Consider the following 19,208-nt stretch of genomic DNA (forward strand, 5'->3'; position numbering starts at 1 on the left):
CATAGACGCATCGCAGGAAAACAACCGATGACACTAACAGAATTACTCCCTACCATTAGACAACTGTCTGCGATCGAGAAACGAGAGTTAATCCGCATTCTCATGGCGGAAGAGGATATCAGTGAGGATATTTTTCCTTTGGAACCTGACAAGATTTACCACCTACCAACCCCATATGATAATTTTGGTGCGGGTGCAGCTTTGATGCAGGCAATGAATCTGGCTAACCACAACGAAAACTGAGTATTATGCGATTCCAATACTCTACCAATGACCCATCTCAAGATGAGTTTGACAGCCTACCGCGCATTCCCTTGATTCTGCGCCACAATAACCAGAGAGTGGAAGTTGTTGGGTTGGTAGACAGCGGTGCCACCGTGAATGTATTGCCTTACACAATAGGCATTCAGCTTGGGTTAGTGTGGGATGACAGCAAAGCCATTATTCGATTGGCTGGTAACGTTGGCAATCAACCAGCCATGCCAGTATTTTTCATGGCTGAAATAGGGGAGTTTGCTCCCGTAAGATTAGTATTTGCTTGGGCAAAAAGTGACAGCGTATCATTGATTCTGGGACAGACAAATTTCTTCTTAGAATTTGATGTTCACTTTTATCGTTCTCGGCTTGAATTCGATATTGAGCCGAAGCGTTAATTTCCGCTATAATTTATTTGCGATATCGCATCCCATAAATCTGGCATCGGCTCATCAAAATCCTCGGCAATCACTAAGGGCATCCCGCGCAGAGGATAATGCTTTTGCGCTGTCAATCCAGCAGTCGAAATCTCAGCAGAGTCGATCGACACAGAAGGCTCAGAGTGCGACAACCGCGTCTGACGCAAAAAACTCAATAGCACCTGAAGTACATCATCTGATGCTCGATCGATCTCATGGATTAATTCTTCTCGGACTGTCACGATCGCACATTCTCCTTGCTAGACTTCTGTACCCATTAGAATTTTCAATAGCAGCTTTATGCTACGCGATCGCGCCAATTAGTTGTTTACTAACTTCTAACAACAATGACACTAACAGAATTACTCCCTACCATTAGACAACTGTCTGCGATCGTTCTCATTCCATCACATCATCTGTTGCAGGTTCACCAGGATAAAAGCGATCGCTAAAAATGTCTTCTAAGGTATACGGGCAATTTTCTGGGAAAGTTTTTAGTGGCAAGTTGGTTTCTCCTGTTGCCAAATCTCTACCGCTTTCATATATCTTTTGTAATGCTTCCTGAAGATAGGGTTTAAGACTAGGATTTTCTGACAGCAATTCTTGAGTGTCGCGACGCTGAATGCGAATCGTCATTAACCAACTACGGCTGCGTTGTTTTCCTTGATATTCCCATTTTAATAAATGTCCAATTAACACCTTTAATCGATTTCTTAGTTCGGCACGTTGTTGTTTTCCCAATGACTCAATCTCCTCGATTAAATTCGGTAAATCTAGTTGATTCCATTCTCGTTCTTTCAAAAATTTTGCTTGAGCATAAGTCCAAGCAAAAAAATCTGTTTCATACAGATTTTCTCTTAAATCTCCCGGTATTGGTTCGACTTGTGGTGATTGCATAAATATATCAAAATTTAGGTTTTTTTCATTGTATAACTTTGAAAAAAATATTGCCACATTTTTGGACGATCGCGCTAAGCCACTCCAAAGCCCGTGTATTGCCGCACGTAAGGCGCTTGAAAACCCAAAATAATATCCTCCTTAGCCACACCCATTGCTACCAACTCATGGGCAATTCGCATCTCCGTTGTATTGTGCTGCAACCAAATCTTGCCATTCTTAATATCCAAATGCAGCACGCATCCATGCACCCGCCGATTCCCGTTCCAACCAACGTTAACAACCTGATACCGATCTTGCTGAATATCAAAAATTGTTTGCGTTTCGATCTCACCATGAGAAATTGGAGTGGCCGCATATTCCGTTAATATTGCTTGAATTGACTGACGGTATAATTCTAGTTTATCCATTGCACAATCGCCTCATTTACAGGATCGTAAATAATGCGGCTAATTTGATGCCGCTCTACCGAAATTTGTAAAAACTCCCGCTGAAAAAAAGCTTCGTGTACCCGGAGGGGAACTGCTAAATAAAGCTTGCGATCGGGTTCATTGAGTTCTAAAGCAAGACGATAATTCAAAAACTGTCCTAATGCTGCATGATAATCAGTAATCGGGGAGTCGCCCAAAAATGTTTTGATTTCGACAGCAATTTTCTCTCCGGCTTTTTCTGCTGCTAACAAGCGCTCTGCACCCAAATCTATTTCAAACTTTGCTCCTGCCGCTTCTAGCCGCAGCGGATCGTCGGTAATTACCCAATTCTCCTTCTGAAGGGCAAGCTTGACGGCTTCGTGAAAGAGATCCCGTGCCATGTTTTTCTTGTGTAACTTTCAATTCTATTATACTGCCGATCGCCCTCTACAACCCTCGCTCGAAAAACCTCAAAACATCTCCAATCTTAAAAAGATTTTGGCAGTAATGACGATCGCCCCTCAAATGCGTAGGCGCAAGCTAAGGAAGTAGCCATCGGCTTTCCGAACAATAAATCTATTCTGTGTTTGTAGATCGATCGACCTCAGCCTCACCCTCATCCTCCAAAACTTCACCCAAATAGCGCTGCACAAACTCCCGTGCTGCATCTATATCTAGCAACTTTAACGCCACAACCATCTTCACAAGCGTGTCTCCAGTTGGATCGATGAGCTCATTAAACCAACGATAGACAACAGAACTTCGCACACCCATTGCGATCGCCAATTTGTTTTGGCTAATCCCATAGGTGTTCAGTACATCTCTCAAAACTCGACCAGCTTTCCCCATGCACCCCATGATGCCAAGGGATGTCCTAACCGTAAATCACTACACATATGTAGTTATTGCGATAGGATAGTAGTAACTACACATATGTAGTTAGCGGTAGATTTTGAAGATGAGGACTTCCCAATGGCTAAAGACTTTCTAACCGAACCGCCCAACGACACCCAACAAGACTCAGCTCCCACGGACGATCGAGAAAACCGGGAACCCGTGCGTATCATGGTTGTTGGCTCCCGCCAAGGTATAACCGCCGTAGTAAATTGGCTGGTGCGACTAGGTTTTGCCCAAATGGCAGACTGGAGCGACTTGCAGCGCGCACCGAATACGGGCCAGTGGATGCGCGTGCTGACAAAATGGTTGCAGAAGAATTGAAGCAACTGACAATTCGGGCGATCGTATTTCATAAACCTGATGTTTGGGAATCGTGCGATCGCCCATCAAGTTCGTAGGCGCAAGCTAAGGAAGTAGCCATCGACCTTCTAATACAATTAAGCGAACGTTGAGGATGAAATCAAGTGTTACGATCGAGATAGCGATCGTCATTCCCGATTCCCACCATGACATTCATCAACCCCAAAACCGATTACGCCTTCAAAAAGATATTTGGTTCCTCAGAAAGCAAAGACATTTTGATCAGTTTTCTCAACGCCATGATTTACGATGGCAATCCTACCATTGAAGACTTAGAAATTATCAACCCCAACCTGCCGCCACAGGTAGAAGGCTTAAAAGACTCCTCTTTAGATGTCAAAGCCAAGCTTGCCGACGGCACTCTAGTCATCATTGAAATGCAGGTATTAAACGTCGAGTCTTTCGGACAAAGAATCTTGTATAACGCAGCGAAAACCTACGCCTCTCAATTGCAGAAAGGACAAGGATATCGAATGCTAAAACCAGTAATTGCCTTGACGATTACTGATTTCGAGATGTTTAAAAATAGCAACAACTTAATTTCGCGATTTGTCTACAAAGAAGAAGTTTCTAACTTACCCTATCCCGATAACGATCTGAAGTTAGTATTTGTAGAATTACCAAAATTCACCAAAACAGTAGACCAACTAGAAACTCTAGCAGATAAATGGCTCTATTTCATGAAATACGCGGTAACTATAACGGAAATCCCGCCAGTAATGGATAGCGTCCCCGAAATCCATCAAGCTTTTGACATCGCCGATCGAGTGAATTTAAGCCCGGAGGAAATAGCAAATATCGAACGGCAAGAAATGTTTATTTACGACCAACAAGGCACGATCATTAAAGCTGTTAAAGATGCCGTTGAAGAAGGCAGACAAGAAGGCAGACAAGAAGAAAAACAGGCGATCGCACGGCAGTTACTCGATCGCCTAGATGACGCAACCATAGCCCAAATAACCGGACTTAGCGTTCAGGATGTGCAGAATTTGCGATCGCAAGTTTGATGCGTCAAAAACCAGACATGACATTATTCACGTCCAATCTCTTACTCTTAGTCCGCGCAGGCGGACTTCGTTTGTATAGAAGCGGTTTCAACCGCCGAATAATAAACTTCAAAAACCTATCTCAAAAACAACTTATAAGCCGGATTCTGACTCTCATCCCCATACTGATAACCCATCGTATCCAAAAAAGCCTGCCATTCCTTCATCTCATCCGGTGGCACCTGAATTCCCACCACAATTCGCCCGTAATCAGCCCCATTATTTCGATAGTGAAAAACGCTGATATTCCAATTAGGACTCATGGAACCCACAAACTTCATCAAAGCACCAGGACGTTCGGGAAATTCAAACCGATAAAACAACTCATTATCCGCCAGCATCGAACGGCCGCCCACCATATGCCGCAAATGCAATTTCGTTAATTCATCATCAGTTAAATCCAAAGTTTTAAAGCCACAATCCTCAAAACTCGCCGCTATTTTTACCGCATCCGCACGGTTTTGAATTTGCACGCCGATAAAAATATGCGCTGCTTTTTCATCCGCAATTCGATAGCTAAATTCAGTTAAATTGCGTTTACCCAAACATTCGCAAAACCTGCGGAGACTTCCCGGTTGTTCGGGAATTGTCACTGCAAAAATAGCTTCCCGGCGTTCGCCAAACTCGGCCCTTTCTGCCACAAAACGCAGGCGATCGAAATTCATGTTTGCACCGCAAGCAACCGCAATTAGAGTTTCTCCTGCGATTTGTTCCCGTTCCACGTAAGCTTTCGCACCTGCGATCGCCAAAGCGCCAGCCGGTTCTAAAATCGATCGCGTATCCTCAAACACATCCTTAATCGCCGCACAAATATCATCCGTATCTACTAGAATAATTTCATCGACATATTCCTGACAAAGCCGAAAAGTTTCCTCCCCCACTTCCCGTACCGCCACACCATCTGCAAACAAACCCACCTGGGACAAACGCACCCGTTTCCCCGCTTTCAAAGACTGATTCATCGCATCGGAATCCACAGGTTCCACACCAATAATTTTAATTTCCGGGCGCAATCGCTTCACGTAAGCCGCAATACCAGAAATCAATCCACCGCCGCCAATAGCCACAAAAATTGCATGAATTGGTTTCTGATGTTGTCGCAGAATTTCCATGCCGATCGTACCCTGTCCCGCAATCACATGGGGGTCATCAAAAGGGTGAACAAAAGTCATGCCTGTTTCCGCCTCTAATTGGCGCGCAAAGGCGTAAGCATCATCATAAGTATCCCCATGCAAGACTACCTCTCCACCACGGGCTATGACCGCATTAACCTTGACCTGGGGCGTAGTTTCGGGCATGACTATGATGGCGCGAGTTCCCAGGTGGCTGGCGGCGAGGGCTACTCCTTGGGCGTGATTTCCAGCAGAAGCTGCGATCGCCCCTTTTGCCAGCAATTCCGGCGAAAGTTGCGCCATTTTGTTATACGCACCGCGCAGTTTAAAGGAAAACACAGACTGCATATCCTCTCGCTTCAGCAGCAGTTGATTGTTGAGTCGCGCTGATAGATTGGGGGCGACTTCTAGCGGTGTTTCTTGGGCAACATCGTAGACGCGGGCGGTGAGGATTTGTACTAGGTAATCGCAAAGCATGGGGTTAGCAGTTGTTAGATGCGGGAGCGTGGGATAATTGTACGGTATTTGTGCGATCGCACTTCGAGAATAATTTTATTTTGAAACTATACTCCAAGCGCTATACTATTAAGTACCGTGCAGTAGATCGAACTTATGCTAGACAAAACTGCTTTACTCGATCGCATTACTCAAACTCCGGGTAAATGTGGAGGCCGCCCCTGTATCCGAGGCATGAGAATTCGAGTTAGTGACATTCTAGAAACTCTAGCGGATAATGTACCTGCTAGTTAAATTTTGGCAGATTTTCCCAATTTAGAACCCGAAGATATCCAAGCTTGCTTGCTGTTTGCTACACGATAAAGGGCTAAAAAATTTAAATACCCGACTTCTTCATGAAGTCGGGAGTATAGACCCATAAAACCCGTACTTTCCAACTCTGCATACATCTAATCTGGCCGTGCAAATCCAGTTCGAGGGTCGCTAATAAACAACCCTAAAACCAACGTTTCCATCACCGTATCCCAGACAGGAGTCAAACGCTCTGCATCATCAACCCAGTAATCAAAAGTAATCAAACACTGAACGTTTGAACCCAATCCCACACAGATTCGCGAATAAGCTTCCCGCTGCTCTGGAGGGTCGATAAATTTAAATTCCGTCCAAACAATCCGAGCAGTTTGTCGCTTCAGTTGAATGATTTCCCCCATGTCAAACGGATTTCGAGAGTCTTCTTCCGCTACCTTTTTTAATAGCGGAGCCAAGGGAAAATCGGCCCAGTTTCCGGGGGGAAGTAAATTAAACGAAACTTCCAAACAACAATCATCATCCGGCGGCTTTTTGTCCGTAAACCGAAAAGATTTTGTATCCGGTTCAAAATGCCAATCATCGGGGACATCAAAGCGGACTGCTCCTCTTCCGGCGACAAAGATGCGAGTTCCCGGTTTTGATTTCCAGTTATGATTTTCCTTGAGCTCTAGGGTTTCCTTGAGCCATTCTTGTTTTTTGCGCTTAGACATAAACAGAATACAAAACTGCTGCTAAGGTTTAGTATCAGACTTAGTAAATATATTTTAACCCTTTTTTGTTCGGCCTTTGCTCAAATATAACAATCCTTACAAAAATTATGACTCCCACTCTTCTCCATTCCTCTGTGTTCTCTGCGCCTCTGCGGTTAAAAAAAAATCCCTTTCACAATTTACTAACTTTTATTTGTCACTCTTGGGAATCACGTATCTAATCCCGCCTTTATGTCCCTTCGCATCACCTCGGTAGCGGGGAATAATATGAATCGCAGCATGACTTCGACTTTGGCCCGCATCTTTATGAATATTTATTCCCACATTAAAACCGTCCGGCTGAAATTCTTTGTTTAAAATATCTTGCACTTGATTCGCCATGAACCAACAAGCTGATTGTTCTCGAAACGGCAGTTCAAAATAATTGGCAACATGACGCTTCGGGATAATTAAAACATGACCTTTGCTGGCAGGATAACCATCAAATATAGCATAGGCGGTTGCTGATTCAGTTAGTAAAGTGAGCTGTTTATGCGGATTGCAAAAAATACAATGATTAGTTGAATTTCTTTGATGATTATAATGGACATATTCATATATTTCACAATACTCATCTAAGTGTGCTGACTTAAACGGAAGTTTTACTATACACTGGTAGGTAGGCTTTTTGTGGATATAATGTTCTCGAAAACCTTCTTTTTTGAGGTCTCTTCTCACAGCAAAATATGCTTTGCCTCCTGGTTTAAGCAAATGCGATACTTCCATGATGACCTTAGCTTGCTCTTCTGGAAACAAAACATTCAAAACATAAAAACAAAGGATTGTATCGAATTTATTTTCTGGATATACTGGGAAATAGTAAGGGTCATAACCTGCAATATCAAACCCTTTTTGCTGCAATAATTTCACATCGTTGCCAAAGCCACAACCAAAGTCTAAGATTTTACCTTGCAGCAGGTTTTGCTCCCATAAATATTTCGCCGGAAATGACAGGTAAATTCTTTCCATCGCCGTGAGGTGACTGAATTTGTTTTGCTGTTTTTTCATGGTGAGATTAATTTAATTTGAATAATTTTAAAATTTCAATATTTAAAATATAACCGCGACAACTGCCTGGTGTTTGAGTTATATTATAGATTGTGTTTACCGAATATTCTTATGAATTTTTGTAGCGACAATGCAACGGGTGTTTCCCCAGAAATCATGGCTGCGATCGCAGCAGCTAATTATGGTAGTGTTTCATCCTATGGGGATGATGAATATACAAAAGGTTTGCAAGTTAAGTTTTCTGAACTATTTGAGACATCGGTGACGGTTTTTCCCGTAGCCACTGGTTCCGCTGCTAATGCTCTGAGTCTTGCAGTTGTGACACCTCCTTACGGTGCTGTTTATTGTCATGGGGAATCTCATATTAATCTTGATGAATGTGGCGCGCCGGAGTTTTTTAGCGGTGGTGCAAAGTTGGTAACAATAACAGGAAATCATGCTAAAATTGATGCAGGAACTTTAGAAAAAAGTCTGGCGCGCGCGGGTGTAGGAGTCGTCCACCACGTACAGCCAGCCGCCGTCAGCATCACTCAAGCAACGGAAGCTGGAACTATCTACACTCCGGCGGAAATTTCCCAGATTTCAGAAGTGGTTCGCCACCATAATTTACACCTGCATATGGATGGATCTCGCTTTGCTAATGCTGTCGCCAGTCTTGGCTGTTCTCCAGCAGATGTGACTTGGCGGGCTGGGGTCGATATTCTCTCCTTTGGAGCGACTAAAAATGGTGCAATGGCGGCGGAAGCAGTGGTTTTTTTCAATGAAGAATTGGCAAATAATTTCCCTTTTTACCGCAAGCGTAGTGGGCATTTGTTCTCTAAAATGCGTTTTTTGTCTGCCCAGTTGTCAGCCTATATAACTGATGATTTGTGGCTAAAAAATGCTGCTCATGCAAATCAGATGGCTGCTAAGTTAGCACAAGGTTTGGCGGGAGTTGAGGGAGTAATTTTTTGTCATCCGGTAGAAGCAAATGAAATTTTTCTTCAACTTCCTGAATCTGTAATAGTGGCAGTTTTAGCTGAAGGATTCCAGTTTTATCGCTGGGATAGCGAAACTGGGTGTACAATCAGAATTGTCACGGCTTTTAATACTAAAGAAGAAGATGTGATTGCTTTGGTGGAAGCTGTTAAGCGCTATCATTAATTATTTGGTAGGGGCGGTTTTACCAATAATATCTCAGATTGCTTCCGGTTGCATCGGAATTAATATAACCCGAAATCAGGACACGGCAATTGGGTTGGGCGGGTTTGAGAGATTGTTGGTTATTGGCAATTGGGTGAATCTGTGTTTGGCAAATATATTCGTAGGGGCGAAGCCATTTGTGTCAACTTAACGTCAAACCCTGTCAGAGACTGTTGTTTGACGACTAGGCCCAGATCCCCCCTAGCCCCCCTTAAGAAGGGGGGGACAGGAGTCTTCTCTTTCGTCCCCCTTCCCCCATCCCCCCTTACAAAATCGGGATGATTCCTGGCAATTTTTATTGGTGGAACCCGCTGCTACATTTTGATCGATTCAGAAATCGGTTCTGCAACTGCGGTTAATTCCGGTTCAACTACTGCGAGGTGTTCTTCTAAAAGAGCCAGATTTCTGATGTTTGATTTATAAAAAGCATCGAAGATATCTCCGATTAAAGGTATGGAGCCGATGACTGCTTCTAGACTTATATTATAAATCATTTTTCCGAAAGTTTTGGGTGGGAGTTTGAATCGAGTTGCTAAATAAATTAAGTAAGCGGAAAATGCGGTATCTACTAAGTCGCCCGCACCTGGTACTAAACCGATAATCGGATCTAAGCCAATGCGAAATTTGGTGCCAGGGATGCCAATGGCGGTATCCATCAAACGGCTGAATTTGCGGATGCGGTTGAGAGTGGCAAGACGCTCTGTGTAGTTCATTTTATGATTGTTGAATTCGGTGGAAATATTGAAATCTGTCGGGAGCTAGATACTTGCTTTCAGTTGCAGAGTATTTGGTGGTAGTAACTTTTTGGGTAGTACCTAACTTAAAAGTGCGTACTTCCCATAATAGCTTTACTTGGTCTAAACTTGAAATATAACAAAAACACCCCTATAGGTTTCACAGAGGATTCGGAAAATGATTGCTATTCGCAAAAGTGAAGCAAGAGGACACGCAAATCACGGTTGGCTGGACAGTTATCACACATTTTCCTTTGCCAATTATTACGACCCCAAGTATATGAATTTTCGCTCTTTGCGGGTGATTAATGAGGATGTCATTAACGGTGGCAAAGGTTTCGGTACTCACGGTCACACGGACATGGAAATTATTACTTATGTGTTGGAAGGAGCATTAGAACATAAGGACAGTTTGGGTACTGGTGCGGTGATTAAACCTGGTGAAGTGCAGCGGATGAGTGCTGGTACTGGTATCCAGCATAGCGAGTTCAATCACTCGCCAAGTGACCCGGTTCATTTACTGCAAATTTGGCTGTTGCCCGATAGGAATGGATTGACACCAAGTTACGAACAACGGGATTTTCCCTTAGTAGAAAGACGGGGAAGGTTGCGGTTAGTGGCGGCGCGAGATGCTAGAGATGGTGCTGTGAAAATTCATCAAGATGTGGATTTGTATGCGGCTGTTTTGGATAAGGATGCGCGGGTTTCTCATGTTTTACAGTCAAATCGCTATGCTTGGGTGCAAGTAGCGCGAGGCTCTGTTTTGCTCAATGGTTTGGCTTTGGAACAGGGCGATGGTGCTGCGGTTAGTGATGAGTCTGAGTTGGTGATTGAAGCTACAGCAGATGCTGAATTTTTGCTGTTTGATTTAGCCTGAAATTGAATGCGAAATCCCCGACTTCTCAAAGAAGTCGGGGATTTTAGTCGATGACATCTGACAGCTAAAAATAGTAAATAACTAGGATTGCCATACCTGCAATTTGTGTCAAAATATAGCACAACCCGGAAAAGTTTTTCGTCAGTTGAGATATTGGTATGTTAAGTTAAAAAAAAATGAATTACAGCAAAACAATCCCGGCTGTTTTGAGTGCTACGATCGCCCTAAGCACCATCTCTCTTCTCCCCTTCACCTTACCTCAAATCGCCCTAGCCTTAACCGCCGACCAAGTTAAAACCGTCGCTAAAGCTGTCACTGTCCGCATTGAAGGGCCTAAAGGCGGTTCTGGAGTCATCTTAGAAAAAAAAGGTAACACCTACTATATTCTGACTAACTGGCACGTTGTAGACAAAGCCGGTGATTATCGGGTGATTACTCCCGATGGTAAATCTCACTCTATATATTATACTTTAATCCGGCGAATGCCCGGTGCGGATTTGGCGATCGTCCCCTTCAGCAGTCCTGAAAGCTATCGCCTGGCTCAATTAGCCAATTCCCCAGCAACTGCGGGAAAAAAGGCGATTGTGGCTGGCTGGCCGATATCCGGCGGTTCCCTCCGACAGCCGATTTTCATTGCCACAGAAGGCTTGCTGACAGGTCGTCAGACTGTCTGGAACGGTTATACATTAGTATACAATAACTTGGTGAGAGCGGGGATGAGTGGCGGCCCGGTGCTCGACGATGGGGGGAAATTGATCGCAATTAATGGCATTGTGAAGCTTGAGAACAATTCTGATAAAATCGTGGCGGCTGGGATAGAAATAAATACTTTCATGAAATGGCGATCGACTATTTCGCTGCCAGTAGTCCCTGAATCTCCCACGACCAAAACACCCTCAAATCCCGTTAATAATTCGCCCCGCAAGTCTGCAAATGCGATCGCCTTTGCAGCCACAAATACTCTCAAAGCCCCTGCGGAAGTAGTCAGTTCCGTTTCCTTGGCAACTGATTATTTTGCCACTGGTAATAGTAACGGCACTATCTCTGTTTGGAATTTTCCCGGTGGGGAATTGAAAACTACCCTGCGGAGTCACCGGGAAGCAGTAAATGCCGTAGCTATCAGTCCCGATGGCAAGATTTTAGCTAGTGGTAGCGATGACAAAACGGTCAAGATTTGGAATTTAGAAACTGGTGCTCTTTTACAAACTTTGAGCGGGCATTCCGATGCGGTTTCGACTGTGGCGATTAGTGCCAATGGTGAGTTTTTAGTTAGCGGTAGTTGGGACAAAACGATTAAAATTTGGAATCTCAAAACCGGGGAGTTGCTACGGACTTTGACCGGTCATTCTGGCTTAGTAAATACTGTTGCCATAAGTCTGATCGCTCAAATCCCCCCCCTTAGCAAGGGGGGGCTAGGGGGGGTATTAGCTAGCGGTAGCAAAGATGGTTCGATTAAGTTATGGGATTTAGCTAGTGGTCAATTAATTCGCACGATTAGCGGCAAGAATTTATCGGTTTTGTCCGTAGCTTTTAGTCCCGATGGCAAGAGTTTGGCTGCGGGAAATGGCAACGGTACAATTGGTTTGTGGAATGTGGGAAATGGGCAGTTAATTCGGCGTTTGAGTGGCCATACGGATGGGGTTTGGTCGGTGGCAATTAGTCGCGATGGTAGTACGCTCCTTAGTGGGAGTTGGGATAAGAGTATTAGGCTTTGGGATGTGCGATCGGGGGATTTGAGGGGTACTTTGACCGGGCATTCTGGCTATGTTAGTGCTGTGGCGATTAGTGGGGATGGGAAGATGATTGTGAGTGGTGGTTGGTTGGGGGAGATTAAAATTTGGAAACGGAGTTGAGTTTTTTGTCAGGACTTAGGCATTATACTTCTGGGAGATGTCTAAAACCATCCTCCCACTTCCGAGTACGATCGCCTGTTGTGATAGATTTGGTTCAGACTGGACTAAACTCACAATCCCCCGGATTAGTCTGTGGGGTAACTTGGAAAATCTCAAATCTAACATCGCTTGACTTCTGAAAAATGATTGAAGTAGAACACTTAAGCAAAACTTACGGTTCCACCGCAGCGATCGCGGATGTGTCTTTCTCGGTCGAATCAGGGGAAATTCTGGGTTTTTTGGGGCCTAATGGTGCCGGCAAAACCACAACCATGCGGATTTTGTCGGGATATTTACCAGCATCCAGCGGTACAGCCCGTATCGCCGGTCTCGATGTTCACGAAAATTCGATGGCTGTCAGACAGCGCATCGGCTATTTACCAGAAAATCCCCCACTTTATCCAGAAATGACTGTGGAAGGATTTCTGTTTTTTGTGGCCCGGATTAAGCAAGTACCGGCGGGCGATCGCGCGCGCAGAGTCACCTCAGCCATCGAACGCTGTGGCTTGGTCGAAAAACGGAAAGTTTTAATCCGCAAACTTTCCAAGGGCTTTAAGCAACGAGTAGGCATCGCTCAGGCGATCGTCCATGACCCCCCGGTAATTATCCTAGACGAACCAACAGTCGGTCTTGACCCGCGACAAATCATCGAAGTTCGCAATTTAATCAAAAGCCTTGGGGGACAACACACAATCATTCTTTCTACCCACATTTTGCCCGAAGTCAGTATGACTTGTAACCGCGTTACCATCATCAATGGCGGTCAAATTGTCGCAGCAGGTAGTCCCGAAAATTTGACTGGTGAATTGGCGGCTAATTCTGGCTATGAAATGGAAGTGGAGGGAGAACCAGAGTTATTGAACAGTCTGCTGTTACCTGCTGTAGAAAATTTACCCGGTGTTCGATCGATCGAATTAATCTCCAATCAAGAGTCTTTAGCCGGTCGTTATCGCCTACGGGCACTGTGCGAACCCGATCTAGAACCCGGACGAGAAATTGCCGCAGCTATTATCGCCTCTGGTTTTGGACTCTGCGAAATGCGTCGCAACCGCGCTAGTTTAGAAGATGTGTTTTTAAAGCTGACAACGGCCCAAAAGAAGCAGGGAGATGTTTTAATTGAAACTGAACCTGAAGTTGCCCAAACTTTGGCAGTTGCAGAAACATTACAGGAAATAAGTGATTCTCAACCTGCATCGGAACCGATTGTAGAAACCTCAGAATTAATCCCAGATACGGAACCTGTGGTAGAAACTTCTGAATTAATCCCAGATACGGAACCTGTTGTAGAAACCTCAGAATTAATCCCAGATTCTGAACCTGTTATAGAAACCTCAGAATTAATCCCAGATTCTGAACCTGTTATAGAAAATTCTGAATTAATCCCAGATTCTGAACCTGTGGTAGAAACCTCAGAATTAATCCCAGATATTGAACCTGTGGTAGAAACCTCAGAATTAATCCCAGATATTGAACCTGTGGTAGAAACCTCACAATTAATCGTAGATATTGAACCTGTGGTAGAAACCTCACAATTAATCGTAGATTCTGAACCTGTTGTAGAAACCTCACAATTAATCGTAGATTCTGAACCTGTTGTAGAAACCTCACAATTAATCGTAGATTCTGAACCTGTTGTAGAAAATTATGCCTTAATCGTAGATTCTGAACCTGTTGTAGAAACCTCAGAATTAATCCCAGATTCTGAACCTGTTGTAGAAACCTCAGAATTAATCCCAGATTCTGAACCTGTTGTAGAAACCTCACAATTAATCGTAGATTCTGAACCTGTTGTAGAAACCTCACAATTAATCGTAGATTCTGAACCTGTTATAGAAAATTATGCCTTAATCGTAGATTCTGAACCTGTTGTAGAAACCTCAGAATTAATCCCAGATTCTGAACCTGTTGTAGAAACCTCAGAATTAATCCCAGATACGGAACCTGTTGTAGAAACCTCAGAATTAATCCCAGATTCTGAACCTGTTATAGAAAATTCTGAATTAATCCCAGATTCTGAACCTGTGGTAGAAACCTCAGAATTAATCCCAGATTCTGAACCTGTGGTAGAAACCTCAGAATTAATCCCAGATATTGAACCTGTGGTAGAAACCTCAGAATTAATCCCAGATATTGAACCTGTTGTAGAAACATCACAATTAATCGTAGATTCTGAACCTGTTCGAGAAAATTCTGCCTTAATCGTAGATTCTGAACCTGTTCGAGAAAATTCTGCCTTAATCGTAGATTCTGAATCTGTTAGAGAAACCTCAGAATTAATCCCAGATATTGAACCTGTTGTAGAAACTACAGAATTAATCGTAGATTCTGAACCTGTTGTAGAAACCTCAGAATTAATCCCAGATATTGAACCTGTTCGAGAAAATTCTGCCTTAATCGTAGATTCTGAATCTGTTAGAGAAACCTCAGAATTAATCGTAGATTCTGAATCTGTTAGAGAAACTACAGAATTAATCGTAGATTCTGAACCTGTTGTAGAAACCTCAGAATTAATCCCAGATATTGAACCTGTTGTAGAAACCTCAGAATTAATCCCAGATATTGAACCTGTTCGAGAAAATTCTGCCTTAATCGTAGATTCTGAACCTGTTTTAGCAACAGAAGAGTCGATAAGTGATAGTGATGTGGAACCCGAACTGCAATTAGTAGCAGATTTTCTGGAAATTGTAGAAAAGCAAGAATTAATCGCAGATTCTGAACCAGAACCAGTTGTAGAGACACCAGAATTAATCGCCCATTCTGAACCAGAACCAATTTTAGCAAGGGAACCGGTTAGAGAGACAGAAGATGCGATCGCCCATGATGAATCTGTTAGAGAGACAGAAGATGCGATCGCCCATGATGAATCTGTTAGAGAGACAGAAGATGCGATCGCCCATGATGAATCTGTTAGAGAGACAGAAGATGCGATCGCACATTCTGAACCAGAACCAGTTGTAGAGACACCAGAATTAATCGCCCATGACGAACCTGAACCTGTTAGAGAGAGACCACAATTAATCGCCCATTCTGAACCTGAACCAATTGTAGAAAGAGAATCTGTTATAGACACAGAAAAATCTAGTTCACATCCTCAATCTGAATCGAAACCAGTTGTCACAAATCGACAATTGAAAAAAAAGCAACAACCCCCTAGGGATGCTTCACCCGAACAACCACCACTTACCAAAAAACGACAAATAGAAAAAAAACAAAAAGCTAGTGACAACAGCGAAACACCCCCCGCTAGCGACACAGAATAAACCAATTCCCAATTCCCCATTCCCCATTCCCCATTCCCCATTCCCCATTCCCAATGTTAGTAATGATTAGTAATATTGTCGCGATTTACCGCAAGGAACTACAAAGCTACTTTGCATCACCATTAGCTTATGCCATCGCCGCCGTCTTTTGGTTAATCACCGGCTATTTTTTAATAGCAATCCTCCTCGCCCCCGACGGATTAATTCCCCAAGTCACCCAGCGAGATCAAATGGGAATTACCGAACCACCCATCGATGTCGCTTACGAATTCCTGCAACTATTTCTGCGAATCATGGGTTCCCTTTCATTGTTCGTATTACCAGCACTCTCCATGGGACTTTACGCAGAAGAACGCAAACGAGGCACCTTAGAACTATTAGCCACATCACCCTTAACCAACTGGGCCGTTGCTACGGGCAAACTCCTCGGCGTTTTAACATTTTATACCACCATGTTGCTGCCCCTGCTCTTTTGCGAGGCGATCGCCCTCAGTTCCTCAACCCCTCCCGTACCCCCCGCCGTTCTTCTCCTAGGACACGGCGGCTTAATCTTGCTAGCAGCCGGAGTATTGTCCCTAGGAATGTTTATTTCCTCCCTCACAGACAGCACAATTTTATCAGCCATTCTCACCTTCGCTCTAGTATTATTTCTCTGGGTGATCGATGCAGCAGCAGTCGGCATCGGTGGGCCCTTCGGAGCAGCATTAGGACAACTTTCGCTCCTAACACATTACACCAATCTTGTCAAGGGAGTTTTCGATACCAGTAGTTTAATCATGTTTGCCACATACATTATTTTAGGAGTATTTCTCACCGCCCAATCCATCGATGCCTTGCGCTATCAACGTTCTTAAAAAAAACATAGATGCCAGCAAACATAGGATTGCCAGAATTAAAAACTGGCACCATTTCCCCAAGTAATATAGTTAGGTGAAGTTTATTTTTTTTCGTACATAATTCTACCCAGTACCTCCCGCCATGAAATTCATCAATCCCAAAATAGACTTGGCCTTCAAAAAAATATTCGGGACTACCGAAAACAAAGACATTCTGATTAATTTTTTAAACTCAATTCTCTATGAAGCACAGCCAGTCATCGAAGATTTAGACATCATCCACCCCCAGGAAGGAGTCGAAACCTTGGGAGTCAAAGACACCTACCTAGATATCAAAGCTAAAATTAAGGGCGACAAAATCGCTCTCATCGAACTTCAATTAATCCACTTATCCTCCTTCGGGAACAGATTTTTGTACAATGGTGGCAAAACTTACAGCCGGGAATTAACAGGAGAAGAACGCCACGAAAGACTAAAAACAGTAATCTCTTTAAAAATTGCCGATTTTGAAATGTTTGCCAATCAAACAGAAGTCATTTCACGATTTGTCTTCAAACAAAAAGAACAAAAAACCGACGATCCCGATACTGAAATAGAGTTAGTATTTGTCGAAATGCCAAAATTCAACAAACAGTGGTTGGAATTAAAAACACCCGCAGACCAATGGATATACTTCATAAAAAACAGCAGCACCCTCGACAGATTACCAGAAGATATAAATACAAAAAGCGAAATTTATAAAGCTTTTGAATTAGCCATAGAGGACAATTTTGACGGGCAAGAATTAAAAGAATTAGAAAAACAGGAAATGTGGATTCAAAACCTAAATGGCGCAATAAGTGTGGCAAGAGAAGAGGCGACCAAAACAGCTCAAATTTCGTTGATATTGCGTCAAATAGTGAAGCGTTTAGGAACTATTGAACCCGAAACAGAAAACCGGATTCGTCAATTATCCCTAGAAGACTTAGAAAAGTTAGGAGAGGCTGTGCTTGACTTCAAAAAAATGTCAGATTTAACCGATTGGTTGCCTACGTATTCAGGATAAAATAACATTCTTCAATATCAATTTTATGAAAACCAGAAAAAACAATTTCAAATACATTTTTTGGCTTGGCCCTCTCCTGATAGCAGCGGGATTAACAGCAGCCTTTGTCTCCGCAGCCTGGGAACCCCTGACAGTTGGTCTGGTGATTAGCGGAACAGTGACGATCGCACTATGGCTGCTATATTTAACTTACGAACAAGGCTTTTGGGGACGGCGTTCTACTCAAGCCAGCACCAACGCCCTGATTTCCACCTTAGCTGTCTTCGTCATTCTCGGAGTAATTAACTTCATAGCCTTTCGCTATCCCACCCGCATCGACTTAACCGAAAGCAAACAATTTACCCTCGCGCCCCAGACTCAACAAATATTGCAAAACCTGCAAAAAACAGTCAAAGTTTGGGTATTTGACCCAACCCAAAACTCCCAAACCAAAGAATTGCTGCAAACCTATAAACGTCAGGGAGGCAAAAATTTTGAATACGAGTTTGTTGACCCCCTCGCCCAACCGGGAAAAGCTAGGGAATTTAACATTTCTACCATCGGAGAAGTTTACCTGCAATCAGGGGACAGAAAACAGTTGTTGCAAAAAGGTGGTACTACTTTTGGTAGTGACCCAAATCAAGGGCTTTCTGAAATCAAACTTACCAATGGCTTAGAAGAAATACTCAGCACTCGCATTCCTACAGTTTACTTTTTACAAGGTAAAGGAGAACGCCAGCCAAAAGAAGGTCAAGGTGGAATTCAGCAAGCTGAAAAATCCCTGAAAGACAAATACTATAACACCAAAACGCTAAACTTGGCAGAAAGCAAACAAATACCAGAAGATGCAGATGCTTTAGTAGTTGCAGGTCCCGATAAACCATTTTCAGATACAGAAATTAAAGCACTTAAAGCTTATCTCGATCGCGGCGGCAGTTTATTTTTAATGGTAGACCCAGCCATTAATATCGGATTGGACAAATTTCTGCAAGAATGGGGCGTAAAATTAGACAGTCGTTTGGCTATCGATGCTTCCGGTACTGGCCAAAGATTCGGCCTGGGGCCCACGGTTCCTACAGTCCGACGTTACGGCCAACATCCCATTACTCAAAGTTTCGGGACAGGTATTTCATTTTATCCTTTTGCCCGTCCTTTGGAAGTCCAAGCAGTAGAAGGAATCGAGGAAAAACCGCTGATTTGGACCAGTCAGGAAAGTTGGGCCGAAAGTGATTTGACAACCCGGAAATTGGAATTCGATCCCAAGACCGATCGACAAGGCCCGCTATTATTAGGTGTAGCTTTAGTGCGATCGGAAACTGCGACAACTCCATCCAACCCTTCACCCACAACATCCCCATCCCCAACCACATCACCATCCCCCACCATATCCCCATCACCATCCCCCACCACATCACCCACAACATCACCATCCCCCACCACCTCACCCGCAGCATCACCATCCCCCACCACATCCCCATCACCATC

19 protein-coding genes and 2 pseudogenes are annotated in these 19,208 nt (G+C 43.6%); 12 read left to right on the forward strand and 9 right to left on the reverse strand.

From position 1 onward, the window contains the following. The first annotated feature begins 27 nt into the window (after nucleotides 1-27). Both AAFP11_RS12895 and AAFP11_RS12900 read left to right on the forward strand, forming a co-directional pair. Entirely contained in the window at nucleotides 28-243 is a 216-nt protein-coding gene (locus AAFP11_RS12895) for a hypothetical protein (RefSeq protein ID WP_341737432.1), read from the forward strand. 5 nt (nucleotides 244-248) lie between these two features. Further along, nucleotides 249-653 carry a hypothetical protein gene (locus AAFP11_RS12900; RefSeq protein WP_341737433.1) on the forward strand — a complete coding sequence of 135 codons (405 nt, stop codon included), beginning with the start codon at nucleotides 249-251 and terminating at the stop codon, nucleotides 651-653. On the opposite strand, the gene AAFP11_RS12905 is transcribed toward AAFP11_RS12900, so the two are convergent. The 5 genes from AAFP11_RS12905 to AAFP11_RS12925 all read right to left on the reverse strand — a co-directional run bounded on the left by AAFP11_RS12905 (nucleotide 650) and on the right by AAFP11_RS12925 (nucleotide 2,830). After that, entirely contained in the window at nucleotides 650-916 is a 267-nt protein-coding gene (locus AAFP11_RS12905) for a hypothetical protein (RefSeq protein WP_341737434.1), read from the reverse strand. The genes AAFP11_RS12900 and AAFP11_RS12905 overlap by 4 nt on opposite strands. 157 nt (nucleotides 917-1,073) lie before the next feature. Further along, the gene (locus AAFP11_RS12910; protein WP_341737435.1) at nucleotides 1,074-1,571 is read right to left on the reverse strand and encodes a DUF29 domain-containing protein; all 498 of its coding nucleotides are present in this window, start codon (nucleotides 1,569-1,571) and stop codon (nucleotides 1,074-1,076) included. 74 nt (nucleotides 1,572-1,645) lie between these two features. Continuing rightward, nucleotides 1,646-1,981: a XisI protein gene (locus AAFP11_RS12915; RefSeq protein WP_341737436.1), complete on the reverse strand. Its 336-nt coding sequence runs from the start codon at nucleotides 1,979-1,981 to the stop codon at nucleotides 1,646-1,648. Beyond that, nucleotides 1,969-2,382: a XisH family protein gene (locus AAFP11_RS12920; RefSeq protein WP_341737437.1), complete on the reverse strand. Its 414-nt coding sequence runs from the start codon at nucleotides 2,380-2,382 to the stop codon at nucleotides 1,969-1,971. Before AAFP11_RS12920 ends, AAFP11_RS12915 begins: the two co-directional genes overlap by 13 nt. A gap of 175 nt (nucleotides 2,383-2,557) precedes the next feature. Continuing rightward, a complete protein-coding gene (locus AAFP11_RS12925) occupies nucleotides 2,558-2,830 on the reverse strand; it encodes a helix-turn-helix transcriptional regulator (RefSeq protein WP_341737438.1) in 273 nt (90 codons plus the stop codon). A 123-nt stretch (nucleotides 2,831-2,953) separates the two neighbouring features. On the opposite strand from AAFP11_RS12925, the gene AAFP11_RS12930 reads away from it, so the two are divergent. Continuing rightward, nucleotides 2,954-3,199 carry a hypothetical protein gene (locus AAFP11_RS12930; RefSeq protein WP_341737439.1) on the forward strand — a complete coding sequence of 82 codons (246 nt, stop codon included), beginning with the start codon at nucleotides 2,954-2,956 and terminating at the stop codon, nucleotides 3,197-3,199. A 185-nt stretch (nucleotides 3,200-3,384) separates the two neighbouring features. Then, the gene (locus AAFP11_RS12935) at nucleotides 3,385-4,245 is read left to right on the forward strand and encodes an Rpn family recombination-promoting nuclease/putative transposase (RefSeq protein WP_341737440.1); all 861 of its coding nucleotides are present in this window, start codon (nucleotides 3,385-3,387) and stop codon (nucleotides 4,243-4,245) included. A 116-nt stretch (nucleotides 4,246-4,361) separates the two neighbouring features. Here the strand turns inward: AAFP11_RS12935 and ilvA are convergent, their stop codons facing one another. Further along, nucleotides 4,362-5,873: a threonine ammonia-lyase, biosynthetic gene (gene ilvA, locus AAFP11_RS12940; RefSeq protein WP_341737441.1), complete on the reverse strand. Its 1,512-nt coding sequence runs from the start codon at nucleotides 5,871-5,873 to the stop codon at nucleotides 4,362-4,364. 135 nt (nucleotides 5,874-6,008) lie between these two features. Here ilvA and AAFP11_RS12945 point away from each other — a divergent pair. Continuing rightward, nucleotides 6,009-6,215 (forward strand): annotated as a pseudogene (locus tag AAFP11_RS12945) (DUF433 domain-containing protein). 86 nt (nucleotides 6,216-6,301) lie between these two features. Here AAFP11_RS12945 and AAFP11_RS12950 read toward each other — a convergent pair. Both AAFP11_RS12950 and AAFP11_RS12955 read right to left on the reverse strand, forming a co-directional pair. Beyond that, nucleotides 6,302-6,871, reverse strand: a complete 570-nt coding sequence (locus tag AAFP11_RS12950) for a hypothetical protein (RefSeq protein WP_340525400.1) — start codon at nucleotides 6,869-6,871, stop codon at nucleotides 6,302-6,304. Between the two features lie 189 nt (nucleotides 6,872-7,060). Further along, complete coding sequence (locus tag AAFP11_RS12955; RefSeq protein WP_341737442.1) at nucleotides 7,061-7,918, reverse strand: bifunctional class I SAM-dependent methyltransferase/HIT family protein; 858 nt, start codon at nucleotides 7,916-7,918, stop codon at nucleotides 7,061-7,063. A gap of 111 nt (nucleotides 7,919-8,029) precedes the next feature. Between AAFP11_RS12955 and AAFP11_RS12960 the strand changes: the two genes are divergently transcribed. Beyond that, complete coding sequence (locus AAFP11_RS12960) at nucleotides 8,030-9,061, forward strand: low specificity L-threonine aldolase (protein WP_341737443.1); 1,032 nt, start codon at nucleotides 8,030-8,032, stop codon at nucleotides 9,059-9,061. A gap of 353 nt (nucleotides 9,062-9,414) precedes the next feature. On the opposite strand, the gene AAFP11_RS12965 is transcribed toward AAFP11_RS12960, so the two are convergent. Next, entirely contained in the window at nucleotides 9,415-9,813 is a 399-nt protein-coding gene (locus AAFP11_RS12965) for a DUF4112 domain-containing protein (protein WP_340525406.1), read from the reverse strand. Nucleotides 9,814-10,012: 199 nt separating this feature from the next. On the opposite strand from AAFP11_RS12965, the gene AAFP11_RS12970 reads away from it, so the two are divergent. The 6 genes and pseudogenes from AAFP11_RS12970 to AAFP11_RS12995 form a co-directional block, all read left to right on the forward strand. Continuing rightward, nucleotides 10,013-10,711 carry a pirin family protein gene (locus AAFP11_RS12970; RefSeq protein WP_341737444.1) on the forward strand — a complete coding sequence of 233 codons (699 nt, stop codon included), beginning with the start codon at nucleotides 10,013-10,015 and terminating at the stop codon, nucleotides 10,709-10,711. Nucleotides 10,712-10,887: 176 nt separating this feature from the next. Then, a complete protein-coding gene (locus AAFP11_RS12975; protein ID WP_341737445.1) occupies nucleotides 10,888-12,564 on the forward strand; it encodes a trypsin-like peptidase domain-containing protein in 1,677 nt (558 codons plus the stop codon). 182 nt (nucleotides 12,565-12,746) lie between these two features. Then, nucleotides 12,747-13,691, forward strand: a pseudogene (locus tag AAFP11_RS12980) (ABC transporter ATP-binding protein); the annotation flags it as partial. 2,225 nt (nucleotides 13,692-15,916) lie between these two features. Further along, a complete protein-coding gene (locus AAFP11_RS12985; RefSeq protein ID WP_341737446.1) occupies nucleotides 15,917-16,717 on the forward strand; it encodes an ABC transporter permease in 801 nt (266 codons plus the stop codon). A 124-nt stretch (nucleotides 16,718-16,841) separates the two neighbouring features. Further along, complete coding sequence (locus AAFP11_RS12990; RefSeq protein ID WP_341737447.1) at nucleotides 16,842-17,744, forward strand: Rpn family recombination-promoting nuclease/putative transposase; 903 nt, start codon at nucleotides 16,842-16,844, stop codon at nucleotides 17,742-17,744. A gap of 25 nt (nucleotides 17,745-17,769) precedes the next feature. After that, the coding region (locus tag AAFP11_RS12995) for a Gldg family protein (protein WP_341737448.1) at nucleotides 17,770-19,208 on the forward strand (1,439 nt) is incomplete at its 3' end.

Source organism: Microcoleus sp. CAWBG640 (assembly GCF_020883015.1).
Classification (GTDB): Bacteria; Cyanobacteriota; Cyanobacteriia; order Cyanobacteriales; family Microcoleaceae; genus Microcoleus; species Microcoleus anatoxicus.

What these genes read in the sequence shown, in the direction of transcription:
- AAFP11_RS12895 (WP_341737432.1), top strand. Translation starts at nt 28, where the DNA reads ATGACACTAACAGAATTACTCCCTACCATTAGACAACTGTCTGCGATC.
- AAFP11_RS12900 (WP_341737433.1), top strand. Translation starts at nt 249, where the DNA reads ATGCGATTCCAATACTCTACCAATGACCCATCTCAAGATGAGTTTGAC.
- AAFP11_RS12955 (WP_341737442.1), bottom strand. Translation starts at nt 7,918, where the DNA reads ATGAAAAAACAGCAAAACAAATTCAGTCACCTCACGGCGATGGAAAGA.
- AAFP11_RS12975 (WP_341737445.1), top strand. Translation starts at nt 10,888, where the DNA reads ATGAATTACAGCAAAACAATCCCGGCTGTTTTGAGTGCTACGATCGCC.
- AAFP11_RS12960 (WP_341737443.1), top strand. Translation starts at nt 8,030, where the DNA reads ATGAATTTTTGTAGCGACAATGCAACGGGTGTTTCCCCAGAAATCATG.
- AAFP11_RS12950 (WP_340525400.1), bottom strand. Translation starts at nt 6,871, where the DNA reads ATGTCTAAGCGCAAAAAACAAGAATGGCTCAAGGAAACCCTAGAGCTC.
- AAFP11_RS12925 (WP_341737438.1), bottom strand. Translation starts at nt 2,830, where the DNA reads ATGGGGAAAGCTGGTCGAGTTTTGAGAGATGTACTGAACACCTATGGG.
- AAFP11_RS12910 (WP_341737435.1), bottom strand. Translation starts at nt 1,571, where the DNA reads ATGCAATCACCACAAGTCGAACCAATACCGGGAGATTTAAGAGAAAAT.
- AAFP11_RS12990 (WP_341737447.1), top strand. Translation starts at nt 16,842, where the DNA reads ATGAAATTCATCAATCCCAAAATAGACTTGGCCTTCAAAAAAATATTC.
- ilvA (WP_341737441.1), bottom strand. Translation starts at nt 5,873, where the DNA reads ATGCTTTGCGATTACCTAGTACAAATCCTCACCGCCCGCGTCTACGAT.
- AAFP11_RS12985 (WP_341737446.1), top strand. Translation starts at nt 15,917, where the DNA reads ATGTTAGTAATGATTAGTAATATTGTCGCGATTTACCGCAAGGAACTA.
- AAFP11_RS12935 (WP_341737440.1), top strand. Translation starts at nt 3,385, where the DNA reads ATGACATTCATCAACCCCAAAACCGATTACGCCTTCAAAAAGATATTT.
- AAFP11_RS12930 (WP_341737439.1), top strand. Translation starts at nt 2,954, where the DNA reads ATGGCTAAAGACTTTCTAACCGAACCGCCCAACGACACCCAACAAGAC.
- AAFP11_RS12920 (WP_341737437.1), bottom strand. Translation starts at nt 2,382, where the DNA reads ATGGCACGGGATCTCTTTCACGAAGCCGTCAAGCTTGCCCTTCAGAAG.
- AAFP11_RS12915 (WP_341737436.1), bottom strand. Translation starts at nt 1,981, where the DNA reads ATGGATAAACTAGAATTATACCGTCAGTCAATTCAAGCAATATTAACG.
- AAFP11_RS12965 (WP_340525406.1), bottom strand. Translation starts at nt 9,813, where the DNA reads ATGAACTACACAGAGCGTCTTGCCACTCTCAACCGCATCCGCAAATTC.
- AAFP11_RS12970 (WP_341737444.1), top strand. Translation starts at nt 10,013, where the DNA reads ATGATTGCTATTCGCAAAAGTGAAGCAAGAGGACACGCAAATCACGGT.